Source organism: Paludibacter propionicigenes WB4 (assembly GCF_000183135.1).
GTDB classification, from domain to species: domain Bacteria; phylum Bacteroidota; class Bacteroidia; order Bacteroidales; family Paludibacteraceae; genus Paludibacter; species Paludibacter propionicigenes.
Window position 1 is genome coordinate 2970743 of record NC_014734.1, and the last position, 14739, is coordinate 2985481.

The following is a 14739-nucleotide window of genomic DNA, read 5'->3' on the forward strand; positions in this document are numbered from 1 at the left end:
TAAAAAACTTAGTTATTAATTTCGACCACTTATCCGCGCTATTTGTATCTTATCTGCGTTTTTCGATTGAAACGTTCTAGCTGTCCTGCTTCATTTTTGTTGTAGCAGATTTCTTCATGTACTTTTGCACGCGATTAATAGGGTGATGAATTTAAAAAATACTATTCGCATAACCTCAGTTTAGTTTATCTATTTACGTTTTGTTTTTAATTTTTTTACAGGGCTACCCATCTTTCCATTTCTAAGGGAAGGTGGGTGGCCTTTTTTGTTTTCTTTCTTTTCCAACAAGAAAATTTAGTCACTAATTTTTACCACATAGTCACGGTATTTGCAACATAACCTTGTTTTTCGACCGAGAACACTTTTTTAAGAAAAATCACATTTGTTTGTTTAAAATTTGAGTTATAATTTTGAAGCGTGATATACACTAATTCTGAATTGATTATGAATCTGTTTAATCTCGACTTTGATTTTTTATCAAGCATTTTGTCATTATTGCGATAATGAGAAACGTAGTTGAAAACAGTTAAATGAAGCGCGGAATTAATATAGGATAAGGTTCCTGCAAAAAAAAAGCTACCGACGACTTTAATGTGCCGAATTGAGTGTAGCTATTTATAATGCCGATGGTTCGGAGGTGGAGCATGGAATTGCAGTGCAATCGGCTGATGGACTAAAATGGGTTTATACAGTTACTGCTGATAATTCCTCATTGGACTGCGATAGAATTATAATGAGAGTCAGAGTACTGTCTAGATATTTATCTGAAGTAGAGAAATAAATGTAGAGGGAGGGTTAAGTGTGAGGGATGGAATAACTGACAGGCAAATTCACTTCTTCGTACATTATTTTTTAAGCTCTTGCCATCATACTATTAGTAATGACGAAATATCCAATGTCTGGATATGCAATAATTTTGAAACTCAGTATTTATAAAAATAAATTAATTTTTTAATCAAACAAAAAAATGAAAACAAAGAAAATTTTTCCGGTATTATTAATCGTTATCGCATTTTGTACAGCATCGTGTGTAGATAATGTCGTTTCCTCTCAAGTCGAAGCTATTAGAGGTCAACAAGTAGAATGGATGAAAGCTAAAACCGCAACTGAAACAGCCTTGGCAGCAATGAAAGCTGCTGATGCTGATTATAGAAAGGCTGAAATCGATGCTCTTACAAAGCAAACTGCATTTAATGAAGCTTCTCGTTCATGGGATTTGAAAACTCAGGAAGCGACATATAATTACAACAAGGCTAATCTTGATATTTTGCTCGCTACGGCTCAAAATAATTTAGCTATAGCCCAAGATAATTTAAAGAAACAATTAGCTATTACAGCAAATACTATTGCGGGTTTAAATTCTTCTAAAGCCGCAACAGATTATCAAAATTATCAAACAGAAGCAAATAAATTGTATGCTCTGTATCAGAGTAGGTTAAACACTCAAGGTCAGATTGATCAAGCTAAGTTGACACTTGCGACTAATCTAAATACCATTGATGATCAAATAAGTAATGCTCAAGCAAGCATTGACTCATACAAAACATCCTTGGCAGCAGCTAATGTAACTCTTGCAACATTGAATTCAAGTTCATCATCTTCTGATATTGTAAAAAGTCTAAATAATGCAAATACGGTTCTTAATTTAAGAATGGATAGTTTGAATCGTGTCTCAAGTAACTCTTACAATGCTTATTCTATGGCAAAATTAAATGTATATAATCTTCAGAATACTATAACGACTTATAATAATTACCTTGTTATTTTGAGTGATGTGAATATTACCGCATCTAACAAGACGTATTACGAGCAACAAAGAGATAATTTAAAACCTGCATATGATGATGCAGTTGCAAAATATCCACAATACATTCAGACAGCTGCAAAGGCATATGCAAATTATGCGTCAATTAATACTCAAATGAATGATGTGAATCGTCTTATTACTGCAAATACCAATATAATTTCTCAAGTAAATTATAATGGTATTACTGTTGCTATTCAGCAAGTTAAGGCTAATATAGCTAATATAACACAGCAAATTGCTGATGCCACAACTAGCTTAAACAATGCCACAGATGGTAAAGGTTTTGCTAATGCAGAGATTGTTCGTTTAACTAAGCAGCTAGATGATTTAAATACCCAAATCACTGCAGCCGAAAAACAACTTGCTTACTTAAAAGGTATTGTAGATAAAGATCTAGCAGCTTAATATTCTGTAATTAAAAAATAGAGAATGGAGACAATGTATTTGTCTTCATTTCTATAGTAATCATCATATTCAACTAATTGGAGGATATTAAAAATGAAATATAAAGTATTATCTTTATTTATATTGTTTGGTTTAGCTGGAGTCTGTAGTCTGAGGGCGCAAGATGAAGGAGATGCCAAAGTAAAGAAATTCTCGGGAGCCATACTCTTTGGAAGAGGGATTTATTTATCTGAACCTACTGTGCCTGCCTCGCCGGGTATAAATGACTGGACAGTTTCAGGACAAGCGCCTTATGCTGAAGGAATCTCTACCCAAAATGAACTGACTAACATGATTGGAGCTGAATTTAGATACTTCTTGTCAGGTAAAGTTGCATTGAAGTTGAACGGAAGCGGAATTTTTCGGAATACACCAGCAAGAGAGAATGTTCAGGGTGTAACTCCAGCTACTTCGGGGGCTGTAGACCCTTCATCGCCTAATGCCGGTTGGATACCTAATTATGCAGCTACTGTAATGAATAATACGATTAATTTGAATGTCAGTGTCGGTGCTGAGTACCATTTTGTTAATACAAGTAGATTGTCTCCCTATCTGGGTGTTATGGTTCCGGTTTGTTATGGAAGAAGTTCGCAGTATGATCCTACTGCCACAGTAGATGTGACAAAGTCTGATGTAGGTAGTGCGGTAAAAATTACCGATGTAGGTAACCGTCATATTGAACAAATCGGTTTTGGAGGCCAATTGGTAACGGGTGCCGACTACAATTTGACTGAGAGCTTGTTCATTGGGCTGGAAATTAAACCGGTTTCTTATTTATATGCTTACAACATTAAATATCCTGCTCCAGGTTTGGAATCAAGGAAGGCAGATACTCATACCTGGGGATTTCTGACACAACCTGTATTCAAAATTGGTTTTAGATTCTAAAGCTCAATTGCCAAATAGTTCTCTGGTAATTTATTCTTAATTAAGCTCCTTCCAAATTACTCGATTTGGAGGGAGCTTTTTATTTAAAAACGAAGTCCATATTTGCACAACCAAAGGTGAGAGTTTAGATTGTTTCCCAAAACTGCTGTTCTAATTTTAGAAAATCATTTGCTTGATTAGCTGCTTACTATGTTCTATTAATCCTCTAAAATAGCACGTGAAACTATAATTTTTAAAGTAAACAAAAATATTTATATCTGACGCATTGTGCATTAAAATATTATGTCTATCTTTGCAACCCATTTTGGACAAAAGCCAGAAGGATAAAAAATAAAGTATTTAAGTTATCAAAAACAAAGTAAAATGCCTACAATTCAGCAATTAGTTAGAAAAGGAAGAGCAGAACTCATCGACAAAAGCAAGTCGCCTGCATTGGATTCATGTCCACAGCGTCGCGGTGTTTGTGTTCGTGTGTATACTACTACTCCAAAAAAACCGAACTCAGCTATGCGTAAAGTGGCTCGTGTACGTTTAACTAACCAAAAAGAAGTGAATGCTTACATTCCGGGCGAAGGACACAACTTACAGGAACACTCTATCGTAATGGTACGTGGTGGACGTGTAAAAGACCTTCCAGGTGTGCGTTATCACGTGGTTCGTGGAACTCTCGATACAGCCGGCGTTAATGGCCGTACGCAACGTCGTTCGAAATATGGAGCAAAACGCCCAAAACCAGGACAAGCAGCCGCTAAAGGTGCACCTGCAAAAGGCAAAAAGAAATAAGTAGAATGCTGAAACAGCATTAGTGGTTCTTTTTTATCCCGCTAACTGTAAGTTTCAATTCCCTTTCAAAAAGAACTAACAAAATCAAGTTTAAACACTTGTTTGCGTTTTAAGGTAGCAGATGAAAGGTTGAGTAAATGACTCGGTGGAGTCGTTGAAGTAAGACTAAAGCAACCAAAAAAACAAAAACGGAAATTTTTAAGTAAAATGAGAAAATCGAAACCAAAAAAGAGGGTCGTATTACCTGATCCGGTTTTCAATGAATCAATGGTAACAAAATTTGTTAACCACTTGATGTATGATGGCAAGAAATCAACTGCCTTCGACATTTTCTATTCATCGCTCGAAACAGTGAAAGCTAAACTTCCGAACGAAGAAAAATCCCCACTTGAAGTTTGGAAAAAAGCTCTCGAAAATATCACTCCACTGGTAGAAGTAAAATCTCGTCGTGTTGGTGGTGCTACATTCCAAGTCCCAACGGAAATCCGTGCTGATCGCAAGGAATCCATTTCAATGAAAAATCTTATATTATACTCTCGCAAACGCGGAGGACGTTCGATGGCTGATAAATTGGCTGCCGAAATTGTTGACGCATTCAATAACCAGGGTGGTGCTTTCAAACGTAAGGAAGATATGCACCGTATGGCTGAAGCTAACCGCGCATTTGCTCACTTTAGATTTTAATTGAACAATAAACAATTATAAAAAGAAAATCATAGTTATCAAATGGCTAAAGGAGATTTAAGTTATAATAGAAATATCGGTATCATGGCGCATATCGACGCCGGAAAGACTACAACTTCCGAGCGTATTTTGTTTTACACCGGTTTGACTCATAAAATCGGTGAAGTACATGATGGTGCTGCTACCATGGACTGGATGGAACAAGAACAAGAACGTGGTATTACTATCACTTCTGCTGCAACAACAACTTCTTGGGATTATTTAGGTGATAAATATAAAATCAATCTTATTGACACTCCGGGACACGTTGACTTTACAGTAGAGGTTGAGCGTTCACTTCGTATTCTTGATGGTGCTGTTGCTACTTTTTGTGCTGTAGGTGGTGTTGAGCCTCAGTCTGAAACTGTTTGGCGTCAGGCTGACAAATATAACGTACCACGTATTGGCTTTGTAAATAAAATGGACCGCTCTGGAGCTGACTTCTTTGAAGTAGTTCGTCAGGTGAAAGATGTTTTAGGTGCTAAACCATGTCCAATTCAAATTCCTATCGGTGCTGAAGAAAAATTCAAAGGCGTTATCGATTTAGTGAAAATGAAAGCGATTTTGTGGCACGACGAAACTATGGGCGCACAATATGATGTGGAAGAGATTCCGGCAGACTTATTGGCTGAAGCACAGGAGTGGAGAGATAAAATGCTCGAAATTGTTGCCGAGTACGATGATGTTTTGATGGAAAAATACTTTGATGATCCTTCTACTATTACAATAGAAGAAATTCAGGTAGCTATCCGCAAAGCTACACTTTCAATGGAGATCAATCCTATGATTTGTGGTTCGGCATTTAAAAATAAAGGTGTACAAACTATGCTTGATGCTGTTTGTGCTTACCTTCCAAGCCCACTGGATACTCCCGAAACTGTAGGCTTCGATCCTCGTGACGCTGAAAAGAAAGTTGTACGTCATCCGAATGCTTCTGAACCATTGTGTGCTTTAGCATTTAAGATTGCAACTGACCCTTATGTAGGTCGTTTGTGTTTCTTCAGAGTTTATTCAGGTAAACTTGAAGCAGGTTCATACGTATACAATACACGTTCCGAAAAGAAAGAGCGTATTTCGCGTATTTTCCAAATGCACTCTAACAAACAAAATGCCGTTGAATTGATTTCAGCAGGTGATATTGGTGCCGGAGTTGGTTTTAAAGATATTCGTACCGGTGATACATTGTGTGACGAAGCTCATCCAATTACGTTGGAATCAATGGACTTCCCTGCACCGGTTATTGGTATCTCTATTGAGCCTAAAACTCAAAAAGACTTGGATAAGTTAGGTCTTGGTTTGTCAAAACTTGCTGAAGAAGATCCAACGTTTACAGTGCATACTCAGGAACAATCAGGACAGACTATTATTAGTGGTATGGGTGAGCTTCACCTCGAAATCATTATTGATCGTTTGAAACGTGAGTTTAAAGTAGAATGTAATCAAGGACGTCCACAAGTAAACTATAAAGAAGCCATTACTCAGGCAGTTCAATTGCGTGAAACATATAAGAAACAATCGGGTGGACGTGGTAAGTTTGCTGATATGATTGTGAAAGTTGAGCCAATGGATAAAGATTTCGAAGGCGGACCATTACAATTTATCGATCAGGTAAAAGGTGGTAACATTCCAAAAGAATTTATTCCTTCTATCCAGAAAGGATTCCAAAATGCTATGAAGAATGGTGTTTTAGCCGGTTTCCCATTGGATAATCTGAAAGTAACTGTAATTGATGGTTCGTTCCACGCGGTTGACTCGGATCAATTGTCATTCGAAATTTGTGCTTCACTTGCATATAAATCGGCTTGTGCTAAAGCAAAACCTGTACTTTTGGAACCAATCATGAAAATGGAAGTGGTAACACCAGAAGAAAATATGGGTGATGTAATTGGTGACTTGAACAAACGTCGCGGACAGGTTGAAGGTATGGAATCAAGCCGTACAGGAGCAAGAATCGTAAAAGCTAAAGTTCCGTTATCTGAAACATTCGGATATGTAACAGCTTTGCGTACTATTTCTTCAGGACGTGCTACTTCTTCAATGGAGTTTGATCACTATGCTGAAGTTACTAATTCAATCGCGAAAGAGGTTGTTGCAGAAGCTAAGGGTAAAGTTGAATTGCTATAATTAGTCAACTGACAAAATAAAAATGAGAATTGCTGGGTTTTCGGATAGTGAATGACTCTTATCCGAAAACTCAAGCAATTAATAAATTATAAATAAATAAACGACAATGAGTCAAAAAATCCGTATCAAATTAAAATCTTACGATCACAACTTGGTTGACAAGTCAGCTGAAAAAATCGTAAAGACAGTAAAAGCTACCGGTGCAGTAGTAAGTGGTCCAATTCCATTACCTACACACAAACGTATCTTTACAGTAAACCGTGCTACTTTCGTAAACAAAAAGTCACGCGAACAATTCGAACTTTCATCTTACAAACGTCTTATCGACATTTACAGCTCAACAAGCAAAACTGTTGACGCGTTGATGAAACTTGAATTGCCAAGTGGAGTAGAAGTAGAAATCAAAGTCTAATTTAGTTCGAGTTACGAGTATTTAGTTACAAGTAATTCGGAAAGTAAATAAATTGTTGCGTTTTAGAGTTCTTGTAACTCGTAACTCGTAACTTGTAATAAATAAATAAACAGGCCGATCCCCCGCATTGGGGTTAGGGGTCTTTAAACAACAATTGAAATGCCAGGATTATTAGGAAAAAAAATCGGAATGACATCCGTTTTCAGTGCCGATGGTAAAAATGTACCATGCACCGTTATCGAAGCAGGTCCTTGTGTTGTTACTCAAATTAAAACTGTAGAAACTGACGGTTACGAAGCTGTACAGGTAGGTTTTCAGACTAAAACTGAAAAACACACCAACAAAGCTGAAGCCGGAATTTTCAAAGCAGCCGGAGTAGCACCTCAAAGACACTTGGTTGAGTTCAAAGGATTCGAAACTGAATTCAAATTAGGTGATGCTATCACCGTAGAATTATTTGAAGCTGATACGTTTGTCGACGTAGTTGGAACTTCAAAAGGTAAAGGATTTCAGGGCGTTGTAAAACGTCATGGTTTTGGTGGGGTAGGACAGGCTACACACGGACAACACAACCGTCTGCGTGCACCGGGTTCGTTAGGAGCTTCATCGTATCCTTCACGCGTATTTAAAGGTATGCGTATGGCAGGCCGCACCGGTGGTGACAAAGTTACCATGCAAAACCTGCAAGTATTAAAAGTTATTCCAGAACACAATTTGATTTTGATCAAAGGATCTGTTCCGGGTGCTAAAGGTTCAATCGTAATCATCAATAAATAACCATGGAAGTTAAAGTAGTAAACACTAAAGGAGAAGACACAGGAAGAGTGGTATCGCTTAACGATACAATCTTCGGTATTGAGCCAAATGACCATGCTATTTATTTAGATGTGAAACAATATTTGGCTAATCAACGTCAGGGAACTCACTCGTCAAAAGGCCGTAGCCAATTGTCAGGTAGTACACGTAAATTAGGTAAGCAAAAAGGCGGCGGCGGCGCTCGTCCGGGCGACATCAAATCTGGTGTACGTGTGGGTGGAGGTCGTATGTTTGGTCCAACACCACGCGACTATAGCTTCAAATTAAATAAAAAAGTAAAACAGTTGGCACGTAAATCGGCTTTGTCGTATAAAGCGTTGAACAACCTGATTACTGTTGTAGAAAACTTCAACTTTGAAGCACCAAAAACGAAAGATTTCGTTTCAATGACAAAAAGTTTACAAGTTGCTGATAAAAAGCCGTTAATTGTTTTAGCAAATGCAAATAAAAACGTATATTTGTCGGCTCGTAATTTAGCATCGTCTAAAGTTATAACGGTTTCGGAATTAAGCACTTATGTAGTTCTTAATGCGAAATCTCTTGTGCTTACTGAAGATGCTGTTGTAGCAGTAGAACAAATTTTTAAAGCATAAGGAGGCAGAATATGGGAATTATTATAAAACCAATCGTTACAGAAAAGATGACTCAACTGGGCGACAAACTGAATCGCTATGGCTTTAGAGTTCAAAAAGATGCTAACAAGATTGAGATCAAACAAGCTGTAGAAGCTATGTATAATGTAACTGTAGATGAGGTGAATACCTTGATTGTTGCACCTAAAAAGAAAAGCCGCTTTACTAAAGGTGGTGTTATCGCAGGTAAGACTTCAGCTTATAAAAAAGCAATCGTTACAGTGAAAGAAGGAGAAAAAATTGATTTTTATAGCAATATTTAAACAGAAAAATGGCTGTACGTAAATTAAGACCCACAACACCGGGGCAAAGACACAAGATTATTGGTACATTCGACACAATTACTGCGAGTGCACCAGAGAAATCTCTTGTTGTAGGCGGATCAAAATCCGGAGGTCGTAACCACGATGGTAAAATGACCATGCGCTACTTAGGTGGCGGACACAAGAAGAAATATAGAGTAATTGACTTTAAACGCAACAAAGACGGTGTTCCCGCAACAGTAAAATCAATTGAATACGATCCGAATCGTTCGGCACGTATTGCATTGTTGTATTATGCTGATGGGGAAAAAACATACATTCTTGCACCAAACGGATTGCAAGTTGGTCAGACAGTTGTTTCAGGAGCTGATGCAGCTCCTGAAGTTGGTAATACATTACCTTTGCAAAATATTCCATTGGGTACCATAATTCATAGTATTGAATTACGCCCGGGTCAAGGTGCCGCGATGGTACGTTCGGCCGGAACATTTGCTCAGCTCACTTCACGTGAGGAAAAATATGCCATTATCAAATTACCTTCAGGTGAAGTTCGCAAGATTCTTGCAACTTGTAAAGCAACAATTGGTAGTGTAGGAAACTCTGATCACGGATTGGAAAGATCAGGAAAAGCAGGTCGCTCACGTTGGCTTGGACGTCGCCCACGCGTTCGTGGTGTTGCTATGAACCCGGTTGATCACCCCATGGGTGGTGGAGAAGGCCGCGCTTCTGGAGGACACCCACGTTCTCGCAAAGGCTTGTTAGCTAAGGGATACAAAACACGTGCTCCTAAAAAGCAATCAAGTCAATATATTATTGAAAGAAAGAAAAAATAATCGAAAAAATTAAGTAAATAATATGAGCCGTTCATTAAAAAAAGGACCATACATCTATCTGAAACTCGAGAATAAAGTTTTAGCCATGAATGAAAGCGGTAAAAAAACCGTAATCAAAACATGGGCTCGCGCTTCAATGATATCACCTGATTTTGTAGGTCACACAATTGCAGTTCACAATGGTAATAAGTTTATCCCCGTATATATAACCGAAAATATGGTAGGACACAAGTTAGGCGAATTTTCACCTACTCGTAACTTCCGCGGTCACGGTGGTAAGAAAAAATAATCCATTGAAATTTTAAATCAGAAAAAATAAACATTTCATAAAAATGGGTGCAAGAAAAAAAATATCAGCCGAAGAAAGAAAAGAAGCCAATAAGACTCTTTACTTTGCCAAGCTCAACGGAGTACCAACATCACCACGCAAAATGCGCCTTGTGGCCGATATGATTCGTGGCATGGAGGTAAACAAAGCTTTGAGTGTACTGAAGTTTTCGTCTAAAGAAGCTTCGGGAAGATTAGAAAAATTGCTAAAATCAGCTATTGCCAACTGGGAAAATAAAACAGAGCAAAAAGCCGATAACGCAAACTTATATGTAAGTGGAATTTCAGTGGATTCAGCAACAATGCTAAAAAGACTACGTACTGCTCCTCAGGGACGCGGCTATCGTATCCGCAAACGTTCAAACCACGTTACATTGTTTGTCGATACAAAGAATACTAACGATAATCAAATTTAATTGCTCGATGGGACAAAAAATTAATCCAATAAGTAACCGCTTAGGTATCATTCGTGGATGGGATTCAAACTGGTATGGTGGAAACAATTATGGTGATACCATTCTTGAGGACAGCAAAATCAGAAAATATCTCAATGCCCGTCTAGCAAAAGCAAGTATTTCACGTATCGTTATTGAACGTACGTTGAAACTTGTTACTATCACTGTTTGTACAGCTCGTCCCGGTATCATTATCGGTAAAGGTGGACAAGAAGTTGATAAATTGAAAGAAGAACTGAAAAAAATTACTGATAAAGAAGTACAAATCAATATCTTCGAAGTAAAACGTCCGGAATTGGATGCTGTAATCGTTGCTAACAACGTTGCGCGTCAGGTTGAAGGAAAGATCGCTTACCGTCGTGCTACCAAGATGGCTATTGCCTCTACTATGCGCATGGGAGCTGAAGGAATCAAAATTATGTGTTCAGGTCGTCTGAATGGTGCTGAGATGGCACGTTCGGAAATGTATAAAGAAGGAAGAACTCCTCTGCATACCCTAAGAGCTGATATTGATTATGCTCATGCTGAAGCTTTGACTAAAGTAGGGCTTATCGGTATTAAAGTATGGATTTGTCGTGGTGAAATCTACGGTAAAAAAGACTTGGCTCCAAACTTTACAGCTACCAAAGAGGCTTCTCGCGGTGGTGACCGTTACAACAACGACCGTGGAGATCGCAAAGATCGCAACGACCGTGGTGGTAAAGGAGGGTTTAAAAAGAGAAAAAATTAACTGTTATAAATGAATTTGATTTAAGAAAGTTATGTTACAACCTAAAAAAACAAAGTTCAGGAGACAGCAAAAAGGGCGCATGAAAGGAAATGCCCAAAGAGGTAATCAGTTGGCGTTCGGATCTTTTGGAATAAAATCGTTAGAGTCTAAATGGTTAACTGGTCGTCAAATTGAAGCCGCCCGTATTGCTGTAACCCGTTATATGCAACGTCAAGGTCAAATCTGGATTCGTGTGTTTCCTGATAAACCTATCACTAAGAAACCTGCTGAAGTACGTATGGGTAAAGGAAAGGGAGCTCCAGAAGGATTTGTTGCCCCAATTACTCCGGGACGTATGTTGTTTGAAGTAGAAGGCGTTTCTTATGAAATTGCAAAAGAAGCATTACGCTTAGCTGCTCAAAAACTACCCGTAACTACAAAATTTGTAGTAAGACGAGATTATGATTTCACCTCTTTAAATGTATAAGGAAAATGAAAACAAGAGAAATAAAAGAATTAAACAATAAGGAAATTCAAGAACGCATGGATGCTGAAAAAGAGCACTTGGTACGTTTAAAATTGAATCACTCCATTTCTCCTCTTGATAATCCGTTGCAAATCAAAGAGGTTCGTAGAACTATCGCACGCTTTGCTACTGAGTTACGTCAGAGAGAAATTAATCAATAAATTATGACCCTGATGGAAACAAGAAATTTAAGAAAAGAAAGAACAGGTGTCGTTTTTAGCAACAAGATGGATAAAACCATAACTATTGCTGTAAAATGGAAAGAAAAACACCCTATTTACGGAAAATTCGTAAATAAAACGAAGAAATATCATGCTCATGACGAGAAAAATGATTGCAACATTGGTGACACTGTACGCATTATGGAAACTCGCCCGCTGAGTAAATTAAAAAGATGGAGATTAACCGAAATTATCGAAAGAGTTAAGTAATTATGATACAACAAGAATCAAGACTCATAGTAGCCGATAACAGTGGAGCGAAAACAGCTCTTTGTATTCGTGTATTAGGAGGAACCAGCAAACGTTACGCCACCTTGGGTGATATCATTGTTGTTGCCGTTAAGAGTGTAATACCTTCTAGCGACATCAAAAAAGGTATCGTATCAAAAGCAGTTGTCGTTCGTACGAAAAAAGAAGTTCGTCGTGCAGACGGATCTTATATTCGCTTTGATGATAACGCCTGTGTGTTGTTAAACAATGCCGGTGAAATCCGTGGAAGCCGTATTTTCGGTCCTGTAGCACGTGAATTGCGTAATACAAATATGAAAATCATATCACTTGCACCTGAAGTGCTTTAATCTTCGAAAAATAAAACAGTGATGAGTAAATTACACATAAAAAAAGGTGATACCGTTTACGTTAATACCGGAGTTGACAAAGGCAAAACCGGTCGCGTGTTGGAAGTTCTTGTGAAAGAACAACGCGCTATTGTAGAAGGTGTTAATATGGTCTCAAAGAGTACCAAGCCTAACGCGAAAAGCCCTCAGGGTGGAATAATCAAGAAAGAAGCTACAATTCATATCTCAAATTTGAACCCGGTAGAAGGCGGAAAGCCAGTTCGCGTAGGTCGCAAATTAAATGCAGAAGGTAAATTGGTGCGCATTTCTAAAAAATCAGGAGGAGAGATTTAAGAATGAATACAGCAAGTTTAAAACAAGATTACAGAGAACGTATCGTTCCTATCTTACTGAAAGAGTTTGGTTATAGCTCAGTAATGCAAGCGCCAAAACTCGAAAAAATTGTTCTTAACCAAGGACTTGGAATTGCAGTTGCTGATAAAAAAATTATCGAGGTTGCAATCAACGAAATGACTACTATTACTGGTCAGAAAGCCGTTGCTACTATTTCTAAAAAAGATATTTCTAACTTCAAATTACGTAAGAAAATGCCTATCGGTGTTCGTGTTACGTTGCGTGGAGACAGAATGTACGAATTTTTAGAACGCCTTATCCGTGTTGCTTTACCTCGTGTACGTGACTTTAAAGGTATTGAAAACAAATTGGATGGACGCGGAAACTATACGCTGGGTATCACCGAGCAGATTATTTTCCCTGAAATCAATATCGATGGTATTACTCGTTTGTTAGGTATGAACATTACGTTTGTAACTACTGCCCAAACCGACGAAGAAGGTTATGCTTTATTGAAAGAATTCGGATTACCATTTAAGAAAAACTAAACAAGATATGGCAAAAGAATCAATGAAAGCCCGCGAGGTGAAAAGAGCCAAACTGGTAGCTAAATTTGCAGATAAAAGAGCAAAATTAATAGCCGAAGGTAATTATGATGGCCTGCAAGCAATTCCAAAAAACGCTTCACCTGTACGTTTGCACAATCGTTGCAAACTCACAGGACGTCCAAAAGGATATATGCGTCAATTCGGAATTTCTCGTATTCAATTTCGTGAAATGGCATCAAACGGTTTAATCCCCGGAGTTAAAAAGGCAAGCTGGTAATCAATCGGCATGCAAAATAGAGAAAAATTAAATATTGTCCCGATGGTCGGGATCAATTTAAAAACAATTATATGACAGATCCAATAGCAGATTATCTAACCAGACTGCGGAATGCCATTAAGGCAAACCACCGTGTGGTTGAAGTTCCAGCATCGAACTTAAAAAAAGAATTGACCAGGATATTGCATGAGAAAGGCTATATCCTTAACTACAAATTTGTAGAAGAAGGTCCACAAGGTACAATTAAAATTGCTTTGAAGTACGATTCGGTTAATAAAGTTAACTCAATCAAAAAAATGATCAGAGTTTCTACTCCGGGTCTTCGTCAGTATGTAGGCTACAAAGATATGCCACGCGTATTGAACGGATTGGGTATAGCAATTCTTTCTACTTCTAAAGGTGTTATGACCAACAAAGAAGCACTCGACTTGAAAGTGGGTGGTGAAGTTATTTGTTACATTTATTAATAGGAGGAAAGAAGAATGTCAAGAATAGGAAAATTACCCATTAGCGTACCTGCAGGTGTAACTATCACCGTGCAAGATACCTTGGTTACTGTGAAAGGACCAAAAGGAGTTTTGACTCAAGAGATTGATCCAAATATTACTGTAACAGTTGAAGGTGGCGAATGTATTGTAACACGCCAAAATGATGAAAAACAAAATCGCGCATTCCACGGTTTGTATCGTTCATTAATCAGCAACATGGTTGTTGGTGTATCTGAAGGTTACAAGAAAACATTGGAATTAGTTGGTGTTGGTTACCGTGTATCCAATCAGGGTCAGGTATTGGAGTTTGCTTTAGGCTACACTCACAATATCTTTTTGAGTTTACCTGCCGAAATCAAAATCGAAACTAAAAGTGAGCGTAACCAGAATCCTGTAGTTATTTTGGAAAGTTGCGACAAACAACTGATTGGGCAAGTTTGCGCAAAAATCCGTTCATTCCGTAAACCGGAACCATACAAAGGGAAAGGTGTTAAATTCGCGGGTGAAGTACTTCGTCGCAAAGCAGGTAAATCTGCTGGTAAATAATTTACG

23 protein-coding genes are annotated in these 14739 nt (G+C 38.0%); all 23 read left to right on the forward strand.

All coding sequences use genetic code 11. From position 1 onward, the window contains the following. Positions 1-601: 601 nt before the first annotated feature. The 23 genes from PALPR_RS15830 to rplF all read left to right on the forward strand — a co-directional run bounded on the left by PALPR_RS15830 (position 602) and on the right by rplF (position 14733). Positions 602-781, forward strand: coding sequence for a hypothetical protein (locus tag PALPR_RS15830; RefSeq protein WP_148226479.1), 180 nt, complete (start codon positions 602-604; stop codon positions 779-781). A gap of 186 nt (positions 782-967) precedes the next feature. After that, positions 968-2212, forward strand: a complete 1245-nt coding sequence (locus PALPR_RS12255; RefSeq protein WP_013445952.1) for a hypothetical protein — start codon at positions 968-970, stop codon at positions 2210-2212. A 93-nt stretch (positions 2213-2305) separates the two neighbouring features. After that, a complete protein-coding gene (locus PALPR_RS12260; protein ID WP_013445953.1) occupies positions 2306-3139 on the forward strand; it encodes a BT1926 family outer membrane beta-barrel protein in 834 nt (277 codons plus the stop codon). A 363-nt stretch (positions 3140-3502) separates the two neighbouring features. Continuing rightward, positions 3503-3922, forward strand: coding sequence for a 30S ribosomal protein S12 (rpsL, locus tag PALPR_RS12265; RefSeq protein WP_013445954.1), 420 nt, complete (start codon positions 3503-3505; stop codon positions 3920-3922). A gap of 207 nt (positions 3923-4129) precedes the next feature. Then, entirely contained in the window at positions 4130-4606 is a 477-nt protein-coding gene (rpsG, locus tag PALPR_RS12270; RefSeq protein ID WP_013445955.1) for a 30S ribosomal protein S7, read from the forward strand. A 42-nt stretch (positions 4607-4648) separates the two neighbouring features. Next, entirely contained in the window at positions 4649-6769 is a 2121-nt protein-coding gene (fusA, locus tag PALPR_RS12275; protein ID WP_013445956.1) for an elongation factor G, read from the forward strand. A 106-nt stretch (positions 6770-6875) separates the two neighbouring features. Further along, the gene (rpsJ, locus tag PALPR_RS12280) at positions 6876-7181 is read left to right on the forward strand and encodes a 30S ribosomal protein S10 (protein WP_013445957.1); all 306 of its coding nucleotides are present in this window, start codon (positions 6876-6878) and stop codon (positions 7179-7181) included. Between the two features lie 159 nt (positions 7182-7340). After that, entirely contained in the window at positions 7341-7958 is a 618-nt protein-coding gene (rplC, locus tag PALPR_RS12285; RefSeq protein WP_013445958.1) for a 50S ribosomal protein L3, read from the forward strand. Between the two features lie 2 nt (positions 7959-7960). Then, positions 7961-8590 carry a 50S ribosomal protein L4 gene (rplD, locus tag PALPR_RS12290; RefSeq protein ID WP_013445959.1) on the forward strand — a complete coding sequence of 210 codons (630 nt, stop codon included), beginning with the start codon at positions 7961-7963 and terminating at the stop codon, positions 8588-8590. Between the two features lie 11 nt (positions 8591-8601). Then, positions 8602-8892: a 50S ribosomal protein L23 gene (rplW, locus tag PALPR_RS12295; RefSeq protein WP_013445960.1), complete on the forward strand. Its 291-nt coding sequence runs from the start codon at positions 8602-8604 to the stop codon at positions 8890-8892. A gap of 8 nt (positions 8893-8900) precedes the next feature. After that, positions 8901-9725, forward strand: a complete 825-nt coding sequence (gene rplB / locus PALPR_RS12300) for a 50S ribosomal protein L2 (protein ID WP_013445961.1) — start codon at positions 8901-8903, stop codon at positions 9723-9725. Positions 9726-9747: 22 nt separating this feature from the next. After that, positions 9748-10014: a 30S ribosomal protein S19 gene (rpsS, locus tag PALPR_RS12305; protein ID WP_013445962.1), complete on the forward strand. Its 267-nt coding sequence runs from the start codon at positions 9748-9750 to the stop codon at positions 10012-10014. Between the two features lie 43 nt (positions 10015-10057). Beyond that, positions 10058-10468 carry a 50S ribosomal protein L22 gene (rplV, locus tag PALPR_RS12310; RefSeq protein WP_013445963.1) on the forward strand — a complete coding sequence of 137 codons (411 nt, stop codon included), beginning with the start codon at positions 10058-10060 and terminating at the stop codon, positions 10466-10468. Between the two features lie 7 nt (positions 10469-10475). Beyond that, the gene (gene rpsC / locus PALPR_RS12315) at positions 10476-11237 is read left to right on the forward strand and encodes a 30S ribosomal protein S3 (protein WP_013445964.1); all 762 of its coding nucleotides are present in this window, start codon (positions 10476-10478) and stop codon (positions 11235-11237) included. A 31-nt stretch (positions 11238-11268) separates the two neighbouring features. Continuing rightward, on the forward strand, positions 11269-11703 hold the full coding sequence (rplP, locus tag PALPR_RS12320; protein WP_013445965.1) for a 50S ribosomal protein L16: 435 nt from the start codon (positions 11269-11271) through the stop codon (positions 11701-11703). Positions 11704-11708: 5 nt separating this feature from the next. After that, entirely contained in the window at positions 11709-11903 is a 195-nt protein-coding gene (gene rpmC, locus PALPR_RS12325) for a 50S ribosomal protein L29 (RefSeq protein WP_013445966.1), read from the forward strand. Continuing rightward, a complete protein-coding gene (gene rpsQ / locus PALPR_RS12330) occupies positions 11904-12173 on the forward strand; it encodes a 30S ribosomal protein S17 (protein WP_272867152.1) in 270 nt (89 codons plus the stop codon). It abuts the gene before it with no gap. Between the two features lie 2 nt (positions 12174-12175). Next, positions 12176-12541 (forward strand): 50S ribosomal protein L14, encoded by a 366-nt coding sequence (gene rplN, locus PALPR_RS12335; protein WP_013445968.1) that lies wholly within the window; start codon positions 12176-12178, stop codon positions 12539-12541. Between the two features lie 21 nt (positions 12542-12562). Continuing rightward, positions 12563-12874 carry a 50S ribosomal protein L24 gene (rplX, locus tag PALPR_RS12340; RefSeq protein ID WP_013445969.1) on the forward strand — a complete coding sequence of 104 codons (312 nt, stop codon included), beginning with the start codon at positions 12563-12565 and terminating at the stop codon, positions 12872-12874. A gap of 2 nt (positions 12875-12876) precedes the next feature. Beyond that, on the forward strand, positions 12877-13422 hold the full coding sequence (rplE, locus tag PALPR_RS12345) for a 50S ribosomal protein L5 (protein ID WP_013445970.1): 546 nt from the start codon (positions 12877-12879) through the stop codon (positions 13420-13422). A gap of 7 nt (positions 13423-13429) precedes the next feature. Further along, the gene (gene rpsN, locus PALPR_RS12350; protein WP_013445971.1) at positions 13430-13699 is read left to right on the forward strand and encodes a 30S ribosomal protein S14; all 270 of its coding nucleotides are present in this window, start codon (positions 13430-13432) and stop codon (positions 13697-13699) included. A gap of 71 nt (positions 13700-13770) precedes the next feature. Further along, complete coding sequence (rpsH, locus tag PALPR_RS12355) at positions 13771-14166, forward strand: 30S ribosomal protein S8 (protein ID WP_013445972.1); 396 nt, start codon at positions 13771-13773, stop codon at positions 14164-14166. Positions 14167-14181: 15 nt separating this feature from the next. Next, positions 14182-14733, forward strand: coding sequence for a 50S ribosomal protein L6 (gene rplF, locus PALPR_RS12360; RefSeq protein WP_013445973.1), 552 nt, complete (start codon positions 14182-14184; stop codon positions 14731-14733). Positions 14734-14739 lie beyond the last annotated feature (6 nt).